General features: G+C 40.6%; 14 protein-coding genes. 1 reads left to right on the forward strand and 13 read right to left on the reverse strand.

Annotated features, from left to right (window positions below):
* Window positions 1–18: 18 nt before the first annotated feature.
* The 9 genes from G601_RS0117250 to G601_RS0117290 form a co-directional block, all read right to left on the reverse strand.
* Window positions 19–1,791: an MATE family efflux transporter gene (locus tag G601_RS0117250; protein ID WP_026666066.1), complete on the reverse strand. Its 1,773-nt coding sequence runs from the start codon at window positions 1,789–1,791 to the stop codon at window positions 19–21.
* A gap of 198 nt (window positions 1,792–1,989) precedes the next feature.
* Window positions 1,990–5,556, reverse strand: a complete 3,567-nt coding sequence (locus tag G601_RS25380; RefSeq protein WP_051205987.1) for a carbohydrate binding domain-containing protein — start codon at window positions 5,554–5,556, stop codon at window positions 1,990–1,992.
* Between the two features lie 176 nt (window positions 5,557–5,732).
* A complete protein-coding gene (locus G601_RS0117260; protein ID WP_026666067.1) occupies window positions 5,733–7,592 on the reverse strand; it encodes a DUF3298 and DUF4163 domain-containing protein in 1,860 nt (619 codons plus the stop codon).
* On the reverse strand, window positions 7,585–9,048 hold the full coding sequence (locus G601_RS0117265) for a sensor domain-containing diguanylate cyclase (protein WP_026666068.1): 1,464 nt from the start codon (window positions 9,046–9,048) through the stop codon (window positions 7,585–7,587). Before G601_RS0117265 ends, G601_RS0117260 begins: the two co-directional genes overlap by 8 nt.
* 66 nt (window positions 9,049–9,114) lie before the next feature.
* Entirely contained in the window at window positions 9,115–9,462 is a 348-nt protein-coding gene (locus G601_RS0117270; RefSeq protein WP_026666069.1) for a hypothetical protein, read from the reverse strand.
* Window positions 9,463–9,641: 179 nt separating this feature from the next.
* Window positions 9,642–10,466, reverse strand: coding sequence for a carbohydrate ABC transporter permease (locus G601_RS0117275; protein WP_026666070.1), 825 nt, complete (start codon window positions 10,464–10,466; stop codon window positions 9,642–9,644).
* Between the two features lie 18 nt (window positions 10,467–10,484).
* A complete protein-coding gene (locus tag G601_RS0117280) occupies window positions 10,485–11,375 on the reverse strand; it encodes a carbohydrate ABC transporter permease (RefSeq protein ID WP_026490971.1) in 891 nt (296 codons plus the stop codon).
* Window positions 11,376–11,441: 66 nt separating this feature from the next.
* Window positions 11,442–12,803: an ABC transporter substrate-binding protein gene (locus G601_RS0117285; RefSeq protein ID WP_026666071.1), complete on the reverse strand. Its 1,362-nt coding sequence runs from the start codon at window positions 12,801–12,803 to the stop codon at window positions 11,442–11,444.
* 106 nt (window positions 12,804–12,909) lie between these two features.
* Entirely contained in the window at window positions 12,910–15,123 is a 2,214-nt protein-coding gene (locus G601_RS0117290; RefSeq protein ID WP_026666072.1) for an alpha-galactosidase, read from the reverse strand.
* 165 nt (window positions 15,124–15,288) lie between these two features.
* Between G601_RS0117290 and G601_RS0117295 the strand changes: the two genes are divergently transcribed.
* Window positions 15,289–16,119, forward strand: coding sequence for an AraC family transcriptional regulator (locus G601_RS0117295; RefSeq protein ID WP_026666073.1), 831 nt, complete (start codon window positions 15,289–15,291; stop codon window positions 16,117–16,119).
* 25 nt (window positions 16,120–16,144) lie between these two features.
* On the opposite strand, the gene G601_RS0117300 is transcribed toward G601_RS0117295, so the two are convergent.
* From G601_RS0117300 to G601_RS0117315, 4 genes are all read right to left on the reverse strand, one after another.
* The gene (locus G601_RS0117300) at window positions 16,145–16,699 is read right to left on the reverse strand and encodes a hypothetical protein (RefSeq protein WP_026490975.1); all 555 of its coding nucleotides are present in this window, start codon (window positions 16,697–16,699) and stop codon (window positions 16,145–16,147) included.
* Window positions 16,700–16,720: 21 nt separating this feature from the next.
* Complete coding sequence (locus G601_RS0117305; RefSeq protein WP_026666074.1) at window positions 16,721–17,812, reverse strand: YARHG domain-containing protein; 1,092 nt, start codon at window positions 17,810–17,812, stop codon at window positions 16,721–16,723.
* A 100-nt stretch (window positions 17,813–17,912) separates the two neighbouring features.
* Complete coding sequence (locus tag G601_RS23925) at window positions 17,913–18,170, reverse strand: HD-GYP domain-containing protein (protein WP_026666075.1); 258 nt, start codon at window positions 18,168–18,170, stop codon at window positions 17,913–17,915.
* Window positions 18,148–18,963 carry a hypothetical protein gene (locus tag G601_RS0117315; protein WP_026666076.1) on the reverse strand — a complete coding sequence of 272 codons (816 nt, stop codon included), beginning with the start codon at window positions 18,961–18,963 and terminating at the stop codon, window positions 18,148–18,150. Before G601_RS0117315 ends, G601_RS23925 begins: the two co-directional genes overlap by 23 nt.
* Window positions 18,964–19,070: the final 107 nt, after the last annotated feature.

Genomic DNA, 19,070 nt, shown 5'->3' on the forward strand with positions numbered 1-19,070 from the left:
ACACTTTCAGGTTTTCTTTTATAATTTCAATGTAAGTACATTCAGTCCCAGTACGTTCTGGTAGGTAACATCCTTTGCAAGCTTGTAAACCATACGTATGCCTATGTTCTTAGTAATATCATCTGCATCGTCTATATTATTTCTGGTTGCAGGATCGAACGCTACACAGTCATCCTTTATTCTGAGAATAAGGGTGTCATCCTTTGTAACGGTCTTAATATCGACAGAATGGTTCTTCTTATCCTTGGTAAAACCATGGGCAACAACATTTCCTGCCATTTCTTCCAGGGAAAGTCCTGCGATCATTGATCTTCTGTGATCAATTCCCTTTCTCTCACAAAATTCCTGTACTTTCTCGGAAATTCCTGCCACCTCATCCATTTTGTGGACTGAGAGCTCAAGTACATGATCATCAGGCACACCAAAGTCCTCGGGAAATACCATCAGGTCTACCAGATTTCGAGGTATATGTTTAATATTTACAGCTGCATAAAGGAAAATAATTATTGTAGTCAGTACTCCATTGATAACATTGGCAATATAAACTGCATTCATGCCAATGGAGCCAATCAAAAATGACGCTCCGGCTGCAACACCTATAACACCGTCAACGATTGCAAGTATATTGATAAGAACATTTTTTCCTGATGCCTGTGCATAGCATGTAAAATGCATACACAGTATAGAAAACGGCATACAAAGTGGAAGAATCCTAAATCCCCACGCTGTCATCAGATAAACCGGCTGCGTAGGATCATGATAGAAAATATTGGTGAACGGAACGGCAAATGCTATAATTCCTGCACTAACAGCGCATTGTATCAGCATATATTTTGTCAGCATAACCTTCATGATTTCTGTGAGTGCATGCTTATCCTCTTCACCCATGCCTATACTTATGAGTAATCGTGAAACAGCAAGCATGCCACCCGGAATTGCCCAGAAAAGTCCCATAAAGTTGTTCGCAGTACCGAAAGCAGAAATACCGGCGCTTCCAACATACGCTGCAAGAAGTGCGTTTACGATCAAACCTCTTCCGGCCTGATATATATATGAAAGGCCACTGGGAATACCCTTGGTAAATACTTTGAAAGTTTTCTTTATATTAAATGCGGAAATAGCAAAACCGATATAGGATTTCCCTGACATGAAGTACAAAGCTTCAACCAGACAGAACACCCACATTCCAAGTGAAGAAGCAAGTGACAGTCCAAAGGCTTCCATCCTGAGCACCTGGACAAATAAATAATTAAAGAATAAGTTTGCAAATATAAATGTCACACTGGCTACTACCGATAGTCTCTGCCTGTTTTCAAGGGAGAGAAATACTGTCAGCTGATTTCCAACAATAAATGGAATTATACCTATAGCCTGACCTAAAAGGTACCTTCCAAAAAAAGGGATAACGTTTTCATCCTGTGTGAACATGTAGACCATGGGAGTAGTTCCAATAGCTACCAGCACCAGTGAAATAACTATAGATAGCAAAGCGGTAATAGTTATGTCTCCGGTAAAAATTGCCTTGACTTCATCTCTGTCATTCTGTCCAATATATTTACCACATATAATCGCAGCACCACCTACAAAGACTGAACTGAGTGCCGAAATCAGCTGGTTTAATGGTGCATATAGTCCTACTGCAGTCATTGCATCTATGCCTATGTAATTAGTCGCAAAGTAACTGGAAACAATTGCGTTTACACTTCCTATAAGCGCAAACATGATCTGAACCGGCAAAAGATGAAGCATCAGCCTTGATATCATTTTTGCGTTTCCACTTTTTTTACTCATAATAGCCCCTGGTCATAAGAAAATAGACAATAATTACATTAAAATTTTACCATGCAACATTTATAAAAATGCGATTTAAAGAATTTTTTAATGAAAGATTTAGATTTACATAGCAAAAGGCACTTTGACATTTCTGCCAAAGTGCCTCCGCCGTATTTTTTTAACAAAGTATAGGGAGTTTTTGTATATGAAAAGCTGTTATTTTCGTACGAAGGTTACATCTGTAAGCCCCGCATCCTTAAAGAGATTAACAACTTTCTCATAGCTTTCATCATCATTTGCCCAAATGATAACCTTGAAGTCCTTGTTAAGCTTGCAATTCTTGAAAGCGTACTTCTCGATCTTCTTAAGCTTATTACCTTTTACAGTAATGCTTCTGAGCTTTTTACAGCCGCTGAATGCACTCTTTCCTATGGTCTTAACATTCTTACCAAGTGTTACCTTCCTGAGCTTTTTATTGCCCTTGAATGCATTCTTGGCAAGCTTGGTTACCTTAAGCTTTGTTCCGTCAATAACAACTGATGAAGGAACTGTTACATTCTTACCTGCTGACTCAGGGTTCTGCTTGTAGCTGACACTCTTTTTACCGATCACTGTGTAAATTGAGTTCTTTGTAACCCTGATTTCACCCTTTTCAGCCTTGCCGTTGTTATTAACCTTTGTCTGCTCTTTTGTCTCATCCTGCTTAGCCTCTACAGTATCAGTTGCCTTCTGAGACTTATCTGTCGTAGTCTGCTCCTCCTTATTTTCTACTGCAGGAGTTTCCTCCGGCTCTTTAGAGGGCTGCTCTGAGGGCTCTTCAGAAGGATTTTCTACAGGCTCCTCAGAGCTATTAAGTTTATCGAACTCTTCCTTTGTCAGCTCGACAAGTTCAATATCATCAACATAAACATCGTGCCTGCTCTGGATTCTCACACCACCTATTGAACCAAAGGTAATGTTGAATCTAGTCTTTGTATCAGTAGCATTAGTCATCTGGAATGCATGAGAGAATGTCTTCCACTCACTTCCAACCTCTACTTCACCTGTTCCGCTATAGTTAGCCCAGTCGCCACCATTCTGCTGCAGGCAGTACTTGATAATTCTGTCCATAGTGGACTTTGCCTTAAATGATACATAGTAGTATTTGCCTTCTTCAATCTTAAGGCCGTCCTGGTTAAGCTGGATGTACCAGTCGTTGCTTTCTCCTGTATCTTCGATTGTAATTGCAAATGCATTTTCATTGCCGTTCATGCTGTCGATGACATAGTTAGCCTTTGCTGCATTGTCAATATAGGGAGACCAACCAGCTATTCCTGCGCTGAAGGAGCCATTCTTAAGAAGTGCCTTCTCTGTCAGGAATACATCATCCAGGTAATAGGTTCCGGGCTTTGTAAATGAAAACTCAATGTCAGACTCTTCTCTTGTAAGGTCCTTGTCGAGATTTATTATCCTGCTAAAGGTTGTCTTCTCAGTAGTAAGCTCAGGCACAAACTCCTCACCGACTACATTTACTCTAAGGCCATCTGCTTCTCCTCCATCATGATAAGCACTGAAGGAAAGGTCGTACTGTCCCTTTATAAGAGGTGCCAGATCAGACTGTGAAATCTTTACAGGATCAGCTTCTGTTGCGCCTTCCGGAACCTCAATCTTAACCATGAGCTGTCTGTCATTTTTCTTATTTGTTACGGAAATCTGAGCTGCATCTTCCTCATCAAATTCCCAGTAGCCAAGTCTCTTTTCACCCTGGTCGAAGGAGCCGTTATAAACATAGTTTCCATCCGGACGGATAACCTTCTCGTTGTCCTCCTTAACCTCTTCCCCTGACTTGTGAATAAGCTTAACGTTCTTGATTGTTACAGGTGCTACGGAGCCCTGATTACCAAGATTGAACTCCAGTGAACCGTTAGGATCTGTCTTTTCGTTCATTGTAAACTCGTATGTGTAATGTGCCTCGCCTGTTGTTATGGCAAAGGGTGTATCCTGCATGTATCTTGTCCAGCCTTTGTCAGGGCCTTCAACATCTACAACAATCTTTCTATCCTCTGTAGCATACGCATCAAAGGAGAGCTCGTAATCCCATCCCTTATACATGGGTATACCTGTCTGCTTAAGCTGGATTGCATAGTCCACTGATCCATTTGCAGAAGGTGTGATTGTAACAGCATTATTTTCTACAACTGCTGTTGATCCATCAGCATCAGACTCTGTATGAAGAACCCAGTTACTATTAGAATCACCGGTCTCATCGCTTTCAATACTCTCTGTGAAGCTGCCGTTTAATACGTAGTTACCCTCTTCATCTGCTTCTCTGTAAACTACAGGCTCCTTTTCAGGACGCTTTGCCTCATTTTCACCCTGCTCATATTCGCTCTCATCCTTCTGATAAACACGAACATAATCAATGGCATATTCCTTGTCATTTATAGCGTCAAGGTCAGGATCTCCTACCCACGAGCCGCCTACTGCAAGGTTCAGTATAATATAGAAGTTCTGGTCGAAGGGTGCAGGATATGTGATCTGATTATCATCATCTGTTCCTGTGTACCAGTCGCTTGTCTCATAGACCTGCTCATCATCTACAAACCATGTGATCTTACCGGGCTCCCAGTCAACTCTGAATACATGATAGTCATCTGAAAAGCTGCTGTCTGTAAGTGTCTTTGTACCCTGGTTTTCTTTATGACCATTTCCGGAGTTATATCCATAATGAATGGTGTGATAGGACTTATCTGTGTTCTGTCCCATAACCTCCATGATGTCGATCTCACCGCACTTAGGCCACTGTCCATAAAGGCCCTCGTCTGTAGCCATAAGCCAGAATGCAGGAAGGAAGCCCTTTCCTTCAGGAACCTTGGCTCTTGCTTCAAAACGTCCATAGGTAAAGTCGTGCTTACCCTGGGTTGTAATTCTTCCGGATGTGATCTCGCTCTCTGTTCCTAATGAGCTGCCGGACTTGCCGCTTCCCTTTATGAGGATTTTGCTGCCGCCGTACCATTTCCATCCATTAGTATCAAGAAGACTTATCTCACTGACTCTGTCAATATCAGATGCAGCATCCATTGAAAATACATATTTATGTCCCGGAATAAGCTTTAAGCCTCTCTGCTGTAGCTGTACATTCCAGTTTTCGTTGCCTGCATTATCTATTTTGATATTGATACTTCCGTCTTCAAAATTGTAAGTTCCTTCAGCGGGAGCTGTTATACCCATATTCCATGTATCCGGGTTATCCAAGCCTCCGGCAAGAATATTTACTTCCTCACCCTCAGTTACATCAACAAGGGAGATATTTTTAAGAGTAACCTCTGCCTTTGAATCAAAAGCCTCTGTATTATCAGGAAAATCATCTGCAGCATTAACCGCTCCGAAATTAATCTGAAGCGCAATTGACTCAGACTCTTCCATATCTTCTCCGACATCAACCCCCACATTGAATGTCTCGAAGGTTCTCTCAGAGGACTCCTCCGATCCCTCCTCTGCTGCTTCACCTGCAACATATTTAGGAATGATATGAAGCGAGCCATCCTTAACCGCAATATTCCCACCATCCAGTGATGTATATCTCTGCCATTCTGAGTTGACCCAGCCCGGATCATGCTCTTCCACATTCCAGTCTGCTGTGTTTAAGCTTTCGCCATCAAACTCATCGCTCCATACCAGAGAATAGCCATCACCTGTGTCTGCAGGCTCTTCCTCAGCCCTTGCAGTAAGCGGAATGCTTGTAACAGTCAAGGCTGTTGCCATTGCCATAGCAACCATTCTTCCCCATTTTCTTTTTCCCATGTCCTTCTCCTTCCAAACTCAATTGATGAATATATCCTATTGAATTTTAGAAAGAGTTTATATCAAATTTATGCTTTTTTTATAATTTTCATATCGGCGCCAAAAGTAACAAAAAATGACATGGAAGTCTGCTCTGTAACAGATATCCATGTCATTCACATTTTTATAGTTTATGCTCAGCCTGCATATATGAGGCCTTCAAACAGATCATCGATATTTCCCTCCGGAAGGGCTGCAGGATAATCAAAGGATGTATATGTAAGTCTTATGATCTTACCACCGTCGATAGTAAAATCCATGTACGTTTTCTCATCTGTACGAAGGGGAACAAAATGCGTTCCTGCCTGAATTGTCACACCGGCATTTATCACCTTTCCATTTTCATCCACTTCATCACCCTTGATCTCAGCAGTGGAAACTGCATCCTCAGTTTTCCAGCTGAACTTATATTCATCAGAGATCTGAACCGGCATTCCGTCATCTCCGACCTCATACGAGGTATAGCAGGTGTAGGTTCCAAAGGCATCTCCGACTGAGCCAAAGTGCATGTTGTACGGATTGGAATACAATGGCTCAGTTTCTGTGCCCTTCTCATAATCAAAGTTCTCAAAATAGTGATAGTGCTGTTTTCCAACATACTTAACATCGCCGCCTGTGATGTCAAAAACAAGGAGCTCGCAGTAATCATTATCAGTAGGATTGATGTAATAAACGTACTCCTTACCATCCATCGTTGTTATCTTATAGGTTTCAAAATGATAATCACTTGGAACATTAAAGCCTGTATCTGCCTTTGCTGATTTTCCATTTAAAACCAGTCCAAAGGACTCAGCATAAATCCAGTCATCATACTCTTCCATGCCGGCTAATGGTGTGTACCTGAAGTGTAAATAATCTATATCAGAATCATTTCCTTCTTTTACAAACATAAGGTTTCCATTCTGACAGTCAGGTGCATTAGTGTCAGGTATGAATTTATCCTTTATAGTCCCGGGATACTCAGTGTAGCCAATAACTATATCCTGCATTCCATCCGCATAGGAAGCGAGCTCATATACATTAAAAATAATATGCAGACCATCATGGGCAAAGTACCATTTATATCCCAACTCAAAAATATTGTTTTCTGAATCATTTATGGGATTAAATTTATAATCCTTAAGATTCTCATCAAGGGACACAAACTGATTATCATACTCCTGAATCTCAAGGAGCTTCTTTTTAATAATCTCATCCAGTTCTTCCTTAGTCACATCAATGACATCTGATATATCAAGAAGTTCACCTGTCTGAGCATCATAGTTTGTACCGCCAGCGCCATACATTCCATGGGCTCCGCCCATATAATTGTCATCCCAGTCATATATACTTACAACCTTATTGTCTGCTCTTTTCACTGTGATATCACAGTGATCATAATATGGACCAAAAAAACTGTAGCCTTCTTTAGCAGAAGTTTCATATTGTTCTTTTGCATCCTTTATTGTTTCTTCAACACAATCTTCAGTAATTTTAAATGATTTTTCTGCAGCATCATTTATATTCTTATAAAGAGCGGGATATTTTGCTGCTGATTCTTCATCTACATAGATAAAGGCAAAATCTCCTTCATATAAAACACCGTTGGAGTAATCCTTTGAATCCTCATTTGATTCATCGAATTTTGCATCTCCGTCGTATTTCTGCGAAAAGGATTTTCTGGTAATTCTGAACGAAGGGGCTTCCCATTTGTAAGATACCCTGGATTCAACAGTTTCACCAGTCTCTTCCTCGGAATCTGTAGCTTCCCCGGTGCTTTCAGACGGCTCCTCTGTCGCATCTGCTACAGTATCCTCTTTTGCTTCCTTTACATTGTCAGCTTCTGAAGTTTTGTTCTTATCGATTATAGATAAAAAATCATCCCCTGTATCAGCCTGCGCATCGGTTGTTCCGTTTTCTTTACCTGTTTCTCCCAGCTTGTCTGCCAAACCGCAGCCTGAAATCATGGATGCTGTCATTGCAGTACAAAGCAAATATGTAACTATTCTTTTATTCATTTCCATTCCGCTCCCATATAGTACAACACTTTTTCCCTTTTTCTTTTGACTTATATAAAGCCTTATCCGCCATCTTCAAATTATCAGCCAGGGACAATCTCGAATCAATCTTGCATATACCACAGCTAAATGTAATTGGCATCTTTGTATCCTTATGCTTTAAGTTTTCCAAAGCCCCATTCAAAATGCTTAACGCAATTTCAGGTTCTTCATATATCTCGCCTACAAATTCGTCGCCGCCCCATCTGCACAATTCTCCATCATCACCTACGGAATCCTTGAGCTCATTGGCCATGGTCTTTAGCACAGTATTTCCATATAAATGTCCAAAGGTATCGTTGAAGCTTTTAAAATCATCAACATCAAGAATAAACAAAGAACCAGCCGTTTCTTTTACATGTTTTTTCAGCTTGGCATTATGTCTTTTATCAAACCTCTCCTTAAAGAGCTTGTTATTAAATAGTCCGGTAAATTCATCAGTATTTTCAGCAATCGAATTTAAGTCACGTATTTTTTTCAGGAAAGTGAAGCTGACCAGAATATAGAGAACAATGATAATAATCAAAAATGTCACTCTCATATAAGATCGTTTCAGCAATTCACTTATCTCATCCGAAATGTCTTTCTGCACAATGATATTCCATTTCAGATCCTCGTTCTTTTGGACAGAGGTTATCTTATTCCCATTAGTCCAAACATGACCATTACTACCAACATCCATCAAAACATCTTCTTTAGATATACCAAGCTCATTGGCAGCGTCTTCTGCAGTCTTGTATACCCCGGAGCTCCCGGTAAAGGAATTATGCGCATTGCCGGTATTAACAATACAAACATTTATATCAAAAGATTCTATTATTTCATTGACAGAAGACTCAAAATCATCGATTTTCTGCCCCACTCCAACTACACCTGCAATATCACCGGCTTCATTAAGTACCAGGCAATTCACAAATAGTGTTACGCTAAAATCATTTACCTCGTCATGGTCAATCTGTATATCATATTCCTGATTCAGATCAAGGAAATTGAAATACCATATATCAAAATCGTCATCCTTTGATATAACCTTATTAAGGCCGCCATCATAGTAATAATTATAGGTTTTGTTCGACACAAAGAACACAACATCATAGTTATATTTTTCTTTGTATTCATTCAGGTATCCATACAACTGCTTTGCATGTTCGGAATTTACATCTGAGGTCTCTTTATTACACCATTCCTTTAAAAATATATCATTTGCCATCATCTGAGATGCAACTCTTTGCTCAGAAGAAATGCTTGTGATACGGGATTTGATGTCTATAGATGTCAGACCAACATCGTTTTGCGCCTGATTTCTGGCCGTTTCTTTATAAAAAGAAAATTCATTAAACTGAATACCGGCAAACACAACCACAATCAGTATGATTATAACTATATTCGCTATTGCGGTATAATTCTTTTTCTTCATATTGACAGTCCTTTTTTAATTTTCATCGACTACCAGCTGTAATTATATCATTCAGATTTTCACTGCTCAATTATTCCGAGTAAATACGCTGCCACTCCCAGAAACCAGTGCACTATCCACACTCCAGGTAAAACTGGTGTGTCTCATCATTTCGATAAAAAGAAACACACCAAGCGCATCCTCAGCCTGAACCATATAAGCGATTGAGAATGGTCTTCCCAAAGATTCCCATAATGCATAAAACAAGAGCCATGCACATATTCCACTCATTAAGATAGCCAGTAGTGCAGAGGCATCATGGAATTTTTGTTCCATCTTTTTGGCTAATTCTTCAGGATCGGTGATGTCATCTTTTATCTTATGTTTTTCAGCTATATGAAAAGGATCAACATGCTTATGTTCCATATTTCCCAAAGCAAATCCTCCTATGTTCCCATACTTACATTTTAATTATCCTATATAGCGCTTAAATGCTGCTAAACTGTGTATTAAATTTGGGTTAAGTCCTATATTTTCATAAATAAAAAAGAGTTATGGCGAGACAATACCATACCTCTTTTTCATATAATACGAATAATAATTTTGAACGAGAATTATAACTTTCCACCGGAAGTAGCAATACCTTCAATGAACTGCTTCTGGAAGAATACATAGATAACTATCATAGGGAGACATGCGATAAGTGCTGCAGCCATAAGCTCGGGATAGTTTGAAGAGAACTGTCCCTGCATCTTGGAAAGTGCACTTGCAAGTGTAGTCTTGTTTGTATCAGGACAAACGATCATGGGCCACATGAGGTCTTTATATGCGAACACTGCTGTAAAGATACCAAGAGCGACCATTGATGATCTGGTAAGTGGAGCCATGATAAACAGGAAGGTCTGTCCAATGTTACATCCATCAAGTCTTGCTGCTTCTTCCAGTTCCTTGGGAAGTCCCATATAGGCCTGCCTTAAAAGGAAGGTTCCGAAGGCTGATACAAGTCCGGGGAACAGAAGTCCCAGCATTGAGTTAGTCCATCCAAGCTTACTTACCATTACATACTGAGGGATGATGAAAATCTGTGAAGGAATCATCATCTGGAAAAGAACAAGACCAAACATGAAGTCCTTTCCAAAGAAGTTCAGTCTTGCAAATGCGTAGCCGGCAAGTGTAGCTGTAAGCACCGCAAAGAGAACTCTCAGTACTATCATCATAATTGTGTTGTAGTAGAGCTTTACAAAATTAACGTTTTTCATAACCTCTTTGAAGTTATCCATCCTGAATTTGGAAGGAAAGATTACGAAGGGGTCCATCTGTGTAGACTCTCCTACTGTCTTAAATGCTGTGAGGGCCATCCACAAAAAAGGCACCAGCATTATGAAAGACATTATCGCAAGTATTATATATATCAAAATCTTATTTCTATTTCGTTCCATTTTTTTACACCTTTTTCCTTAGTTGTAGTGAACCCATTTCTTCTGTCCTATCATCTGCAAAACAGTAAGGAGCAATATTACCATCAGCAGAACAACCACAACAGTGGATCCATATCCTTTATTGCTCTGTGTAAATGAATACTTATAGAACAGGCATACCAAAGACTGTGTCTTTTTAAGTGCCGGATTGTTATTATCGATTACCATGTAAATAACATCGAATACCTGCATCGCAGCAATTACTCTTGTAACAAGTACAAAGAAAATTGTGGGTGAAATGAGCGGTACTGTGATGTTAAAGAACTGCTGTACTCCTGAAGCTCCGTCGATTGATGCAGCTTCATAAAAATCCTTTGGAACCTCCTGAAGTCCTGCCAGAAAAAGAACCATGTTATATCCAATAATGGACCATATACCAATAACAGCGATTGAATAAATTGCGATGTTAGGATTTGAAATCCAGTTTGTTTTTCCGGGTAAAATATGGTTCAAAAGACCGAACTCAGAATTGTAAAGCCATCTCCAAACCATAGCTATTGCTGCAGGAGCAGCTACCATAGGTAAGAAGAAAATTGTTCTGAATGTGCCCTTTCCTTTAATTTTTCCATTAAGGAAAACAGCGAGCACAAGTGAAATTGCTATCGAAATCGGAACCTCTACTATTGCATATTTTATTGTATTCCAGAGAGCCTGCCACACTTCTGTGTCGGCAAATACCTTAGCATAGTTGTTGAATCCGACAAATATGTTTCCTTTTCCAAAATCACCAGTCTTGAAAAAACTCTGATATATTGTAGAAAAGATCGGGAAAATATTTAAAATAATAAGACCTGCCATAGTCGGAAGTATGAAAGCCCATCCCCAAATAAACTCACTTTTTTCTCTTGATGTCATTTTGCTTCTTGCCATAATTTATATCTCTCCCTATAAAGAGTAGGAGAAATTGCTTCCTCCTACTCTTGTAAAACTGTTTAATTACTCTTCACTAAGAGTCTGGTTCATGCTGTCGCAAATTTCTTTGCAGACATCTTCAACACTCTTCTCACCTGTCCAAGCTTCCTTAAGCTTCTCAGTCTGCATGTCTTCCCAAACTGTTGTGTACTTTGAGTAAGGTCTGAATACGAGGTCTGCCTCAAGCATCTTCATGTGGCCGTTAAGATCGAACTTATCTGTGCAGTTAACCCAGAGATCTGAGCATCCTTCATAAGCTGACATTGTTACACCAAGCTCTGCCTGTTTCTCCTGCATTTCCTTGGAACCAAGCCACTCGATAAGGCTCCATGCTGCATCGGGGTTCTTTGTGTTAGCTGAAGCTGCCCATCCAAGACCGTTGTAGATAGAAACTCTCTTGCCTGTCTCTGCATCCTTAGGAAGAACTGCTACGTCACAGTTCTCAGCTGTGTATTCGTTGTCCTTGAATGCTGCTACCATCCATGAACCCTGTGTTACCATTGCAACCTTGCCTGACTCGAAAAGAACGTCTGCGCCAGACTCAGAAATTGTGTTAAGGTCAGGGCAGGAACCAGCCTGTACCATGTCTACGAAAAGCTGAATAGCCTTGATTGTGCCGGGCTTATCATAGCCTGAAGCCTTCTTGTCATCGCTTATGATCTCTCCGCCCATGGAGTATACTGCATTATAGAATGAATCCTGGTTGTTTGAAGGTGCAATTGCATATCCCCAGTGATCATCGTTTGTGAGCTTAGCTGCTGCTTCTGAGAAGTCATCCCATGTCCATGTGTCATCGGGATAAGCAACGCCCATCTCATCAAAGATTGTCTTGTTGTACCAAAGAGCGATTGTATCGATATCCTTTGGAACTGCGTACTGCTTTCCATTCAGCTGATAAAGATCTACGATACCCTGATAGTAGTTAGCCATATCAATCTTATCGCTTCCAGAAATCTTATCTGTAAGGTCCATAAGCATATCGTTTTCCATATACTTCTGAGCCTGATTGGAATGCATCCAGAATACGTCGGGCATCTCGCCGCCTGAAGCGCCTGCCTCAAGGAGTGTCCAGTAATCATCCCAGCCTACAACCTGAATTGTAGCCTTAACACCTGACTCTGCTGACCACTCGTCGATGATCTGCTGAAGTCCGGGTCTCTGGTTCTCATCCCAGATAGTAACTGTGAGCTCGCCTTCAACACTGCCCTTCATCTCTGTAGGAGCCTCTTCTGTAGACTCAGCTGTATCAGCAGCTGCCTCTGTTGTCTCTGTGCTCTCTGCTGTAGCCGGCTCTGCGCCTCCAGTTGAACCTGAGCCTCCGCAGGCTGCCAGTGACATTGCCATTACGCAGCTCATAAGTAATGCTGCAAGTTTTTTTGCTTTCATAATTATCCTCCCTTTATTATGTGCAATTTTTGGTGTTTCTCAAAAACTATAGTAATAATACTAGTATTATGATTTTATTTATATGGAATAATAATAACTTTTCATGTCATTTTGTGACATTCTTTTTCAAGATATACATACTTGATGTGAAATCGCCATCTGCGAAGAACCATTCCTTATCTCCATCAGGCACCTGTATTCCGCCCTCCATAAGGATATCTCCGTACAATTCCTTCTTCTCATCCACTGTATAAACAGCATTGGGATCAAGTCCCTTAAGTCGTATTCTTACTATTCCCTCATTAGGGCTCTTGAGGTTTTTATATACCGCAACAAGCGCTGTGGACTTATCCTTTGAAACAACCATCCATGCAGAAATATTCTTCTTAAAGGGTGATTCTAATCTGTAGAGATCACCATACTGCAGAAGCTCACGGTATTCCTTCATGAACTTTATCTGCTCTTTTACCTCCACAAAATCAGCCTCTGAAATCTCATTAAGATCAAGCTCATATCCGAAGGTACCAAAGCAAGCGATGTTCGCTCTGTCACCTATTGCAATTGCTCTTCCTGTCTGAAGGTTCGGAGATGCTGATACGTGTGCACCTACCATTGATAACGGATAACCGTAGCTGGTACCGTACTGAATCTTTATTCTCTCATGGGCATCTGTGTCATCAGAGCACCATGCCTGAGGCGCATAGTACAGGATTCCCGCATCAAATCTTGATCCGCCGCTTGCACAGGATTCAAAGAGAATGTCAGGGAATGCCTTTATCAGTCTCTCATAGAGGCTGTAAACACCCAGGATATATCTGTGATATACCATACCCTGAACGCCTGCAGCTGCTCCCTGGCTGTAGCACTCCGTGATTGAGCGGTTCATGTCCCACTTGATATAGCTTATATTTGCATCTGCAAACACTGCATAGAGCTGGTCAAAAATGTTATCAACAACCTCTTTCTTGGAGAAATCAAGAACCATCTGATGTCTTCCAAGGGATCTTACTCTGTCAGGAGCAGCCAGCACCCAGTCAGGATGTGCTCTGTAAAGATCTGAATCCTCATTTACCATCTCGGGCTCGATCCATATACCGAATTTAAGCCCAAGGTCATTTACCTTTTTAGCAAGCCCTTTGACACCTTCCGGCAGCTTTTTGGTGTTAACAAACCAGTCACCAAGACCTGCGTAGTCATCATTTCTTTTACCGAACCATCCGTCGTCGAGAACAAAGAGCTCAACTCCTGCTTCCTTGCCCTTCTTAGCGATTTTCAGGATCTTTTCTTCATCAAAATCCATCTCTGTTGCTTCCCAGTTATTGAGAAGAATAGGTCTGGGTGTATTCTTATATTTTCCTCTTACAATGTTGTTGTTCATGAAGCCGTGAATACTCTGACTGAGGGCATTTAATCCGCTATTTGAGTAGCTGATTATAACCTCGGGAGTCTCAAAGCTTTCGTCCTTCGCAAGAGGCCACTCGAACCATCTGGGATTGATTCCCATAAGGATTCTGAGCTTTCCGTAAGTATCTGCTTCACTCTGTGCAACAAAGTTACCACTGTATACAAAATTGAGACCAATTGCCTCTCCCATGAACTCGTCAGTGTTTTTTCTCTTAACAATGACGAAGGGATTGTAGTTTGCACTGGAGTGTCCGCGCATACTCTCTATCTGGGTTGTTCCGTTTGAAAGGCTTCTCTCTACAGGGTATCTCTCTCTTCCCCATGTACCTTCAAACTGCATCCAGTTATACTCTACATCCGGAAGATCAAGACAGAGGCTGAGAGCCTTTGTGAGCACAACTTCCTCATCTCCTGCGTTTTTGATAGATGCGTGACGGCAGATTACAGGGTACTTTTCCCATACTGTGTAAAAAAGTGTAACCTCAACCTTTGCAACCTCATCGACGCACAGGATTTCAAGGGTTGTAGCCTCATCATCCGTGTTGGTATAGGATGCCGGAAGTCCATTTAGCGGCTTTTTGCCATTGTAAATACTGTGACTCTTATAGATGAGATTAGTAACCCTTGAGCCGTTCTTCTGCTTTATCTCATAGGCAGGAGTTCTGAAATCACCATTGCCAAATGCAGGATATTCAAGCATTGAGAGCTCTTTGGTATAATTCTCATCCTCTTTTAAATTGCAGCAAAGAGGCCTTACTCCCTTTGTCTGAGTGTATGTTATCTTCTGATTTTCATTTATTTTTCTCCCAAAATACAACTGTCCAAGCTCACCGTCAGGGCAAACGCCCATACAGTAGCTCACCTGAGAATTGAACAAATGAAACTGCTTTTCTTTTTCATGAAATATAATTCCCATCTTGCCTCCCACTTTGCTTATTTTTTATAATGTTAAGTGAATACGTACATCATTATATTTGTGGTACGGCTTCATGTTTATGTCTAAATATCATTTATTTATGTCAGTATGTGACATTATGAGCAGCAAAAAATTTCACTTTTTTATATAAGGGGATTTCAAATCATGATAGTTACAGGCGTTGATAAGGTTAAATTCGTTGATTATACAAAGTCCAATGACTTCTATTTATTTGAGGTAGGAAAATATAAATGCGGACCCGGATACAGCTATGGTCCTATCGTAAGAACAAGAACCATTTTTCATTATGTTCTGTCAGGAAAAGGTCACCTCGTAATAGGCGACAAGAGATTCGACATACATGAGCATCAGGGCTTCCTTATCCCTGCAAGGGTCAAGGCTTACTATGAGGCAGACACCGAGGAGCCCTGGGAATACGCCTGGATTCACGTGGACGGTCCAAGAACCCTGGAGCTCTTTGCAAGTGCAGGTATCACCTTGGAAAATCCTATATACAACCCTGTATCAGATTCCTCCATGGTCTATGAATGTATTGCAGAAATCTTCCGCAATAGTGACAGGGAGTGTTTTTGCTATGCAAAGGTTTATGAATTTTTTGATTATCTGATCGCCACCTCGGAAAATCAGGTAAAGAATGACGTAGACCCACGCCTTGCTTACGTAAAAAGCGCTATCAGCTTTATTCGTCTCAAATATTCTGAGCCCATAGGCGTAGAAGAAATTGCGGCAGCCTGCGGACTTAACAGAAGCTACCTGACAAGACTCTTTAAGCATGCAACAGGCTACACTCCGCAGGCATATCTTGCCAGCTACCGCATAAAAAAGGCTTCTGAGCTGCTACTGGAAACATCAGAGACCATAAACTCAATAGCGTTTCTGGTCGGTTACTCTGATTCCTTCACCTTCTCAAAAGCCTTTAAAAGATATCGTAATGAATCACCAAGTGACTATAGAAAAAAACTTGGCAAGGGTTAGTACTAACTTATAAAAACAGCAAAACTTAGCGGTTATAATCTATTCTCTTATCTATTTCATTTACACAATCATAGATAAGCTCACCATTGCGTGATGCGAGGATAAGCTTATCATGGTCAAGCTCATTAACAAGATATAAGTAAACATCCATATCATGAAGCTTATACGCCTGATAATATTGGTCACATGCTTCACACATACTATCATCCATATGACTCCACAACTCTTTATAAGTAGGATCCGTCTCCACAATCTTAAGCATGTCATCCATGCCGTCATACCACATGGTAATTATGATACAATCATCTTTTTCCTCAAGCTCATAGCCACCTTCAACCGGAGATGATGAATCCAAAGCTGCTTTTGTGTGCTCTATAAGTTCTTCCCTTGTCATACTCGCCGGATCCACGCCGGAGAGTCCGGAAAGGTCTTCTGTTTCTTCAGTAACGGTTCCTGTCTTTGGTACTGAATCACTCCCATTAACAGATCCTGATGTTGCATAAGCTTTGGTTGCAGGTACAAGCATTACCGACATCATCAATGCAATAACTGAGGTAGCAATAAATTTCTTAATAATCATAAAAAAGTCCTCCTTTAATTATTACTTTCTTCTATTCCTCTCTTTTACAAGAATATTTATATTCTTTTTTTCAATGTCATTTAGAAGTCCATCCTGAATCTTATCGAATTCTGCGGGCTCATACATTCCCACATACCATGATGTACTATTAAAATAGTTCTGCAGCTCTTTGTCCTTAAAACGTCTGCCATGTCTTGCATAGATCTCATTTAAAGCAATCCTGAGTTCATAGTCTGACAATATCTGTGCATCAAACTCTGATATCAGGTTCGTTGACGAATACGGAAAAACAAATTCATAAGCGGCATTATATCCCTGGTTTTGCTGTATTGAATTATAGTAGCCACTGTTGTAACCATCGTTATAGCCATCACTATAGCCATTGTTGTAGTTGTTATTGTACTGATTATTGGCAGGACCATTCTGTGTATTATTAGGGTCGTAATAGTAAGAATTCGGAGTATATGTGCAGACATGTGTCTGACCGCCACTACTTATCCTTACGGTGTTCTTATCATCGGAAACCGCTATAAGCATTTGCGTCGTTACATCACCACTATTCTCAGGCCATGCCATATAGCATCCATGCCCTACGGGAGTAAGAGTGCAGGTCATATAGACTTCACCGGTCTGCATATACGCAATTTGTACTTTCTGTGTGCCGCCGGTATTGGTTAGCTTAAAAATCCAGATATTACCATTACCTTCATAAGCTCCTTCATAGGGATCAACATCCCAGGTTCTCTGAGTTCTCGTGCTGTCCCATGCTCCATTTTCTCCACAGTAAAAGCCGTCAGAGGAATAATTATTCTTTACAATACAGCCGTCGTATCCTACAAAAAACAGCATATCCTGATCCAAAACCCAACAGTTTCTGACAATCTGGTTTGTGCTGTCTCTATACATCCACACACCATCACTGTTTTTCTCCCAGGTGCCACCACTCATCGCATACCTTCGCGGACTGTCAGTGCCATTTTCGCCACGGCTGTTAATTTCCATCACAGTAGCCGCATCCTGTTTTCCGGTGTGAGCACTGGTAGGAAGAATGCCCGATATCAATACCATTCCCGTCATAAAAAATGAAGCAATAATCTTTCCGTAGTGTCTCATGGTGACCTCCCTTCCGATACAGATAGATTTTTTTCTTCAGAAACAGAAATCTATAGATTATTGCGTGCATTTCCACTTTTGCACGCAAGAAGTCATAATCCTAATCCTCATCCACATATGAATCAGTATATTTATTTCTTATCGCTTCTATTTCGTCATAATGTTCAACAAACACATCAACAATCTCAGGCGCAAACTGCCCACCTCTCTGATTTTCTATCTCAGCCTTTGCTTCCTCCGGTTGCCATGGTTCCTTATAGGAGCGGGCACTTGTAAGGGCATCATAGACATCAGCAACGGATACTATCCTTGCATATATAGAAATTTCTTCTCCTTTAAGCCCTCTTGGATACCCCATTCCATCCCATCTCTCCTGATTTAGCCTCTGAAATAGTTGCGAAATCCCTGATAATATCCGTCTGGTTATCCTGGAATTTACGCATATATGTAATTTTATCTTCCTGCTCCTGCGACAAGGTAATATTCAACTTTGAAAAGCCTGCAGCTGCAAGCACGGACATTATCACAAGAGCATCAATCCATATGATAGGAATCGTAATTCCATACGCTCCAAGCTCCGGTACAAACAGATAGGCTACATAACAGGCATCCATGGTTATGAAAAGCGAAAGGTTATAATAAAATACCGGTTTCCAACTGACTGCATCCTTGTGTCCAAAAATATAGTCCATCTCTTTATGATGAATAAGCCCCAGCACAACCTGCTCACCTATATAAACGATCAGGTATGACAAAGGAGAAAACGAAATAATCTGTGCAAATCTGTCCTGAAGTATAAACTCCATGTACACCGTTCCTATAATAAGACGATCTTCATGCAGGAGTTTAGCGCATATAAAGCTTGGAATTATGTATATAAAAAGATCAATAATTATCTTTACCAATGCATATACTGCATTGAAAGTGACCTGATCAGATATTATTGGTTTAAGTATTAAATATCTGATCGGCACAACCAAAAGAATCTCGGAAGCAATGGATATAACTGTGCAGGATAAAAAGAAAAAAGCCGCAAAGCACAACAGCTTGCTTATACCCTCACGCTTTTTTAGTGAAAAACGTGTGCATATGCAGGCAAAGAACAGTGCGACTATCAGTCTTGGCCAGTAATAAGTGATTATCTCATGCACGTCCTACCTCCGGTGGACTATAATCAAAAGTTTTTTATAAAAAAAGGCATAGAGCCCCCTTACCCCATGCCTTTTTCTAATATTCATTCTCTCATATAATTCTAAAA

The sequence above is a fragment of the Butyrivibrio sp. FC2001 genome (assembly GCF_000424125.1).
In the GTDB taxonomy this organism is placed as follows: Bacteria; Bacillota; Clostridia; order Lachnospirales; family Lachnospiraceae; genus Butyrivibrio.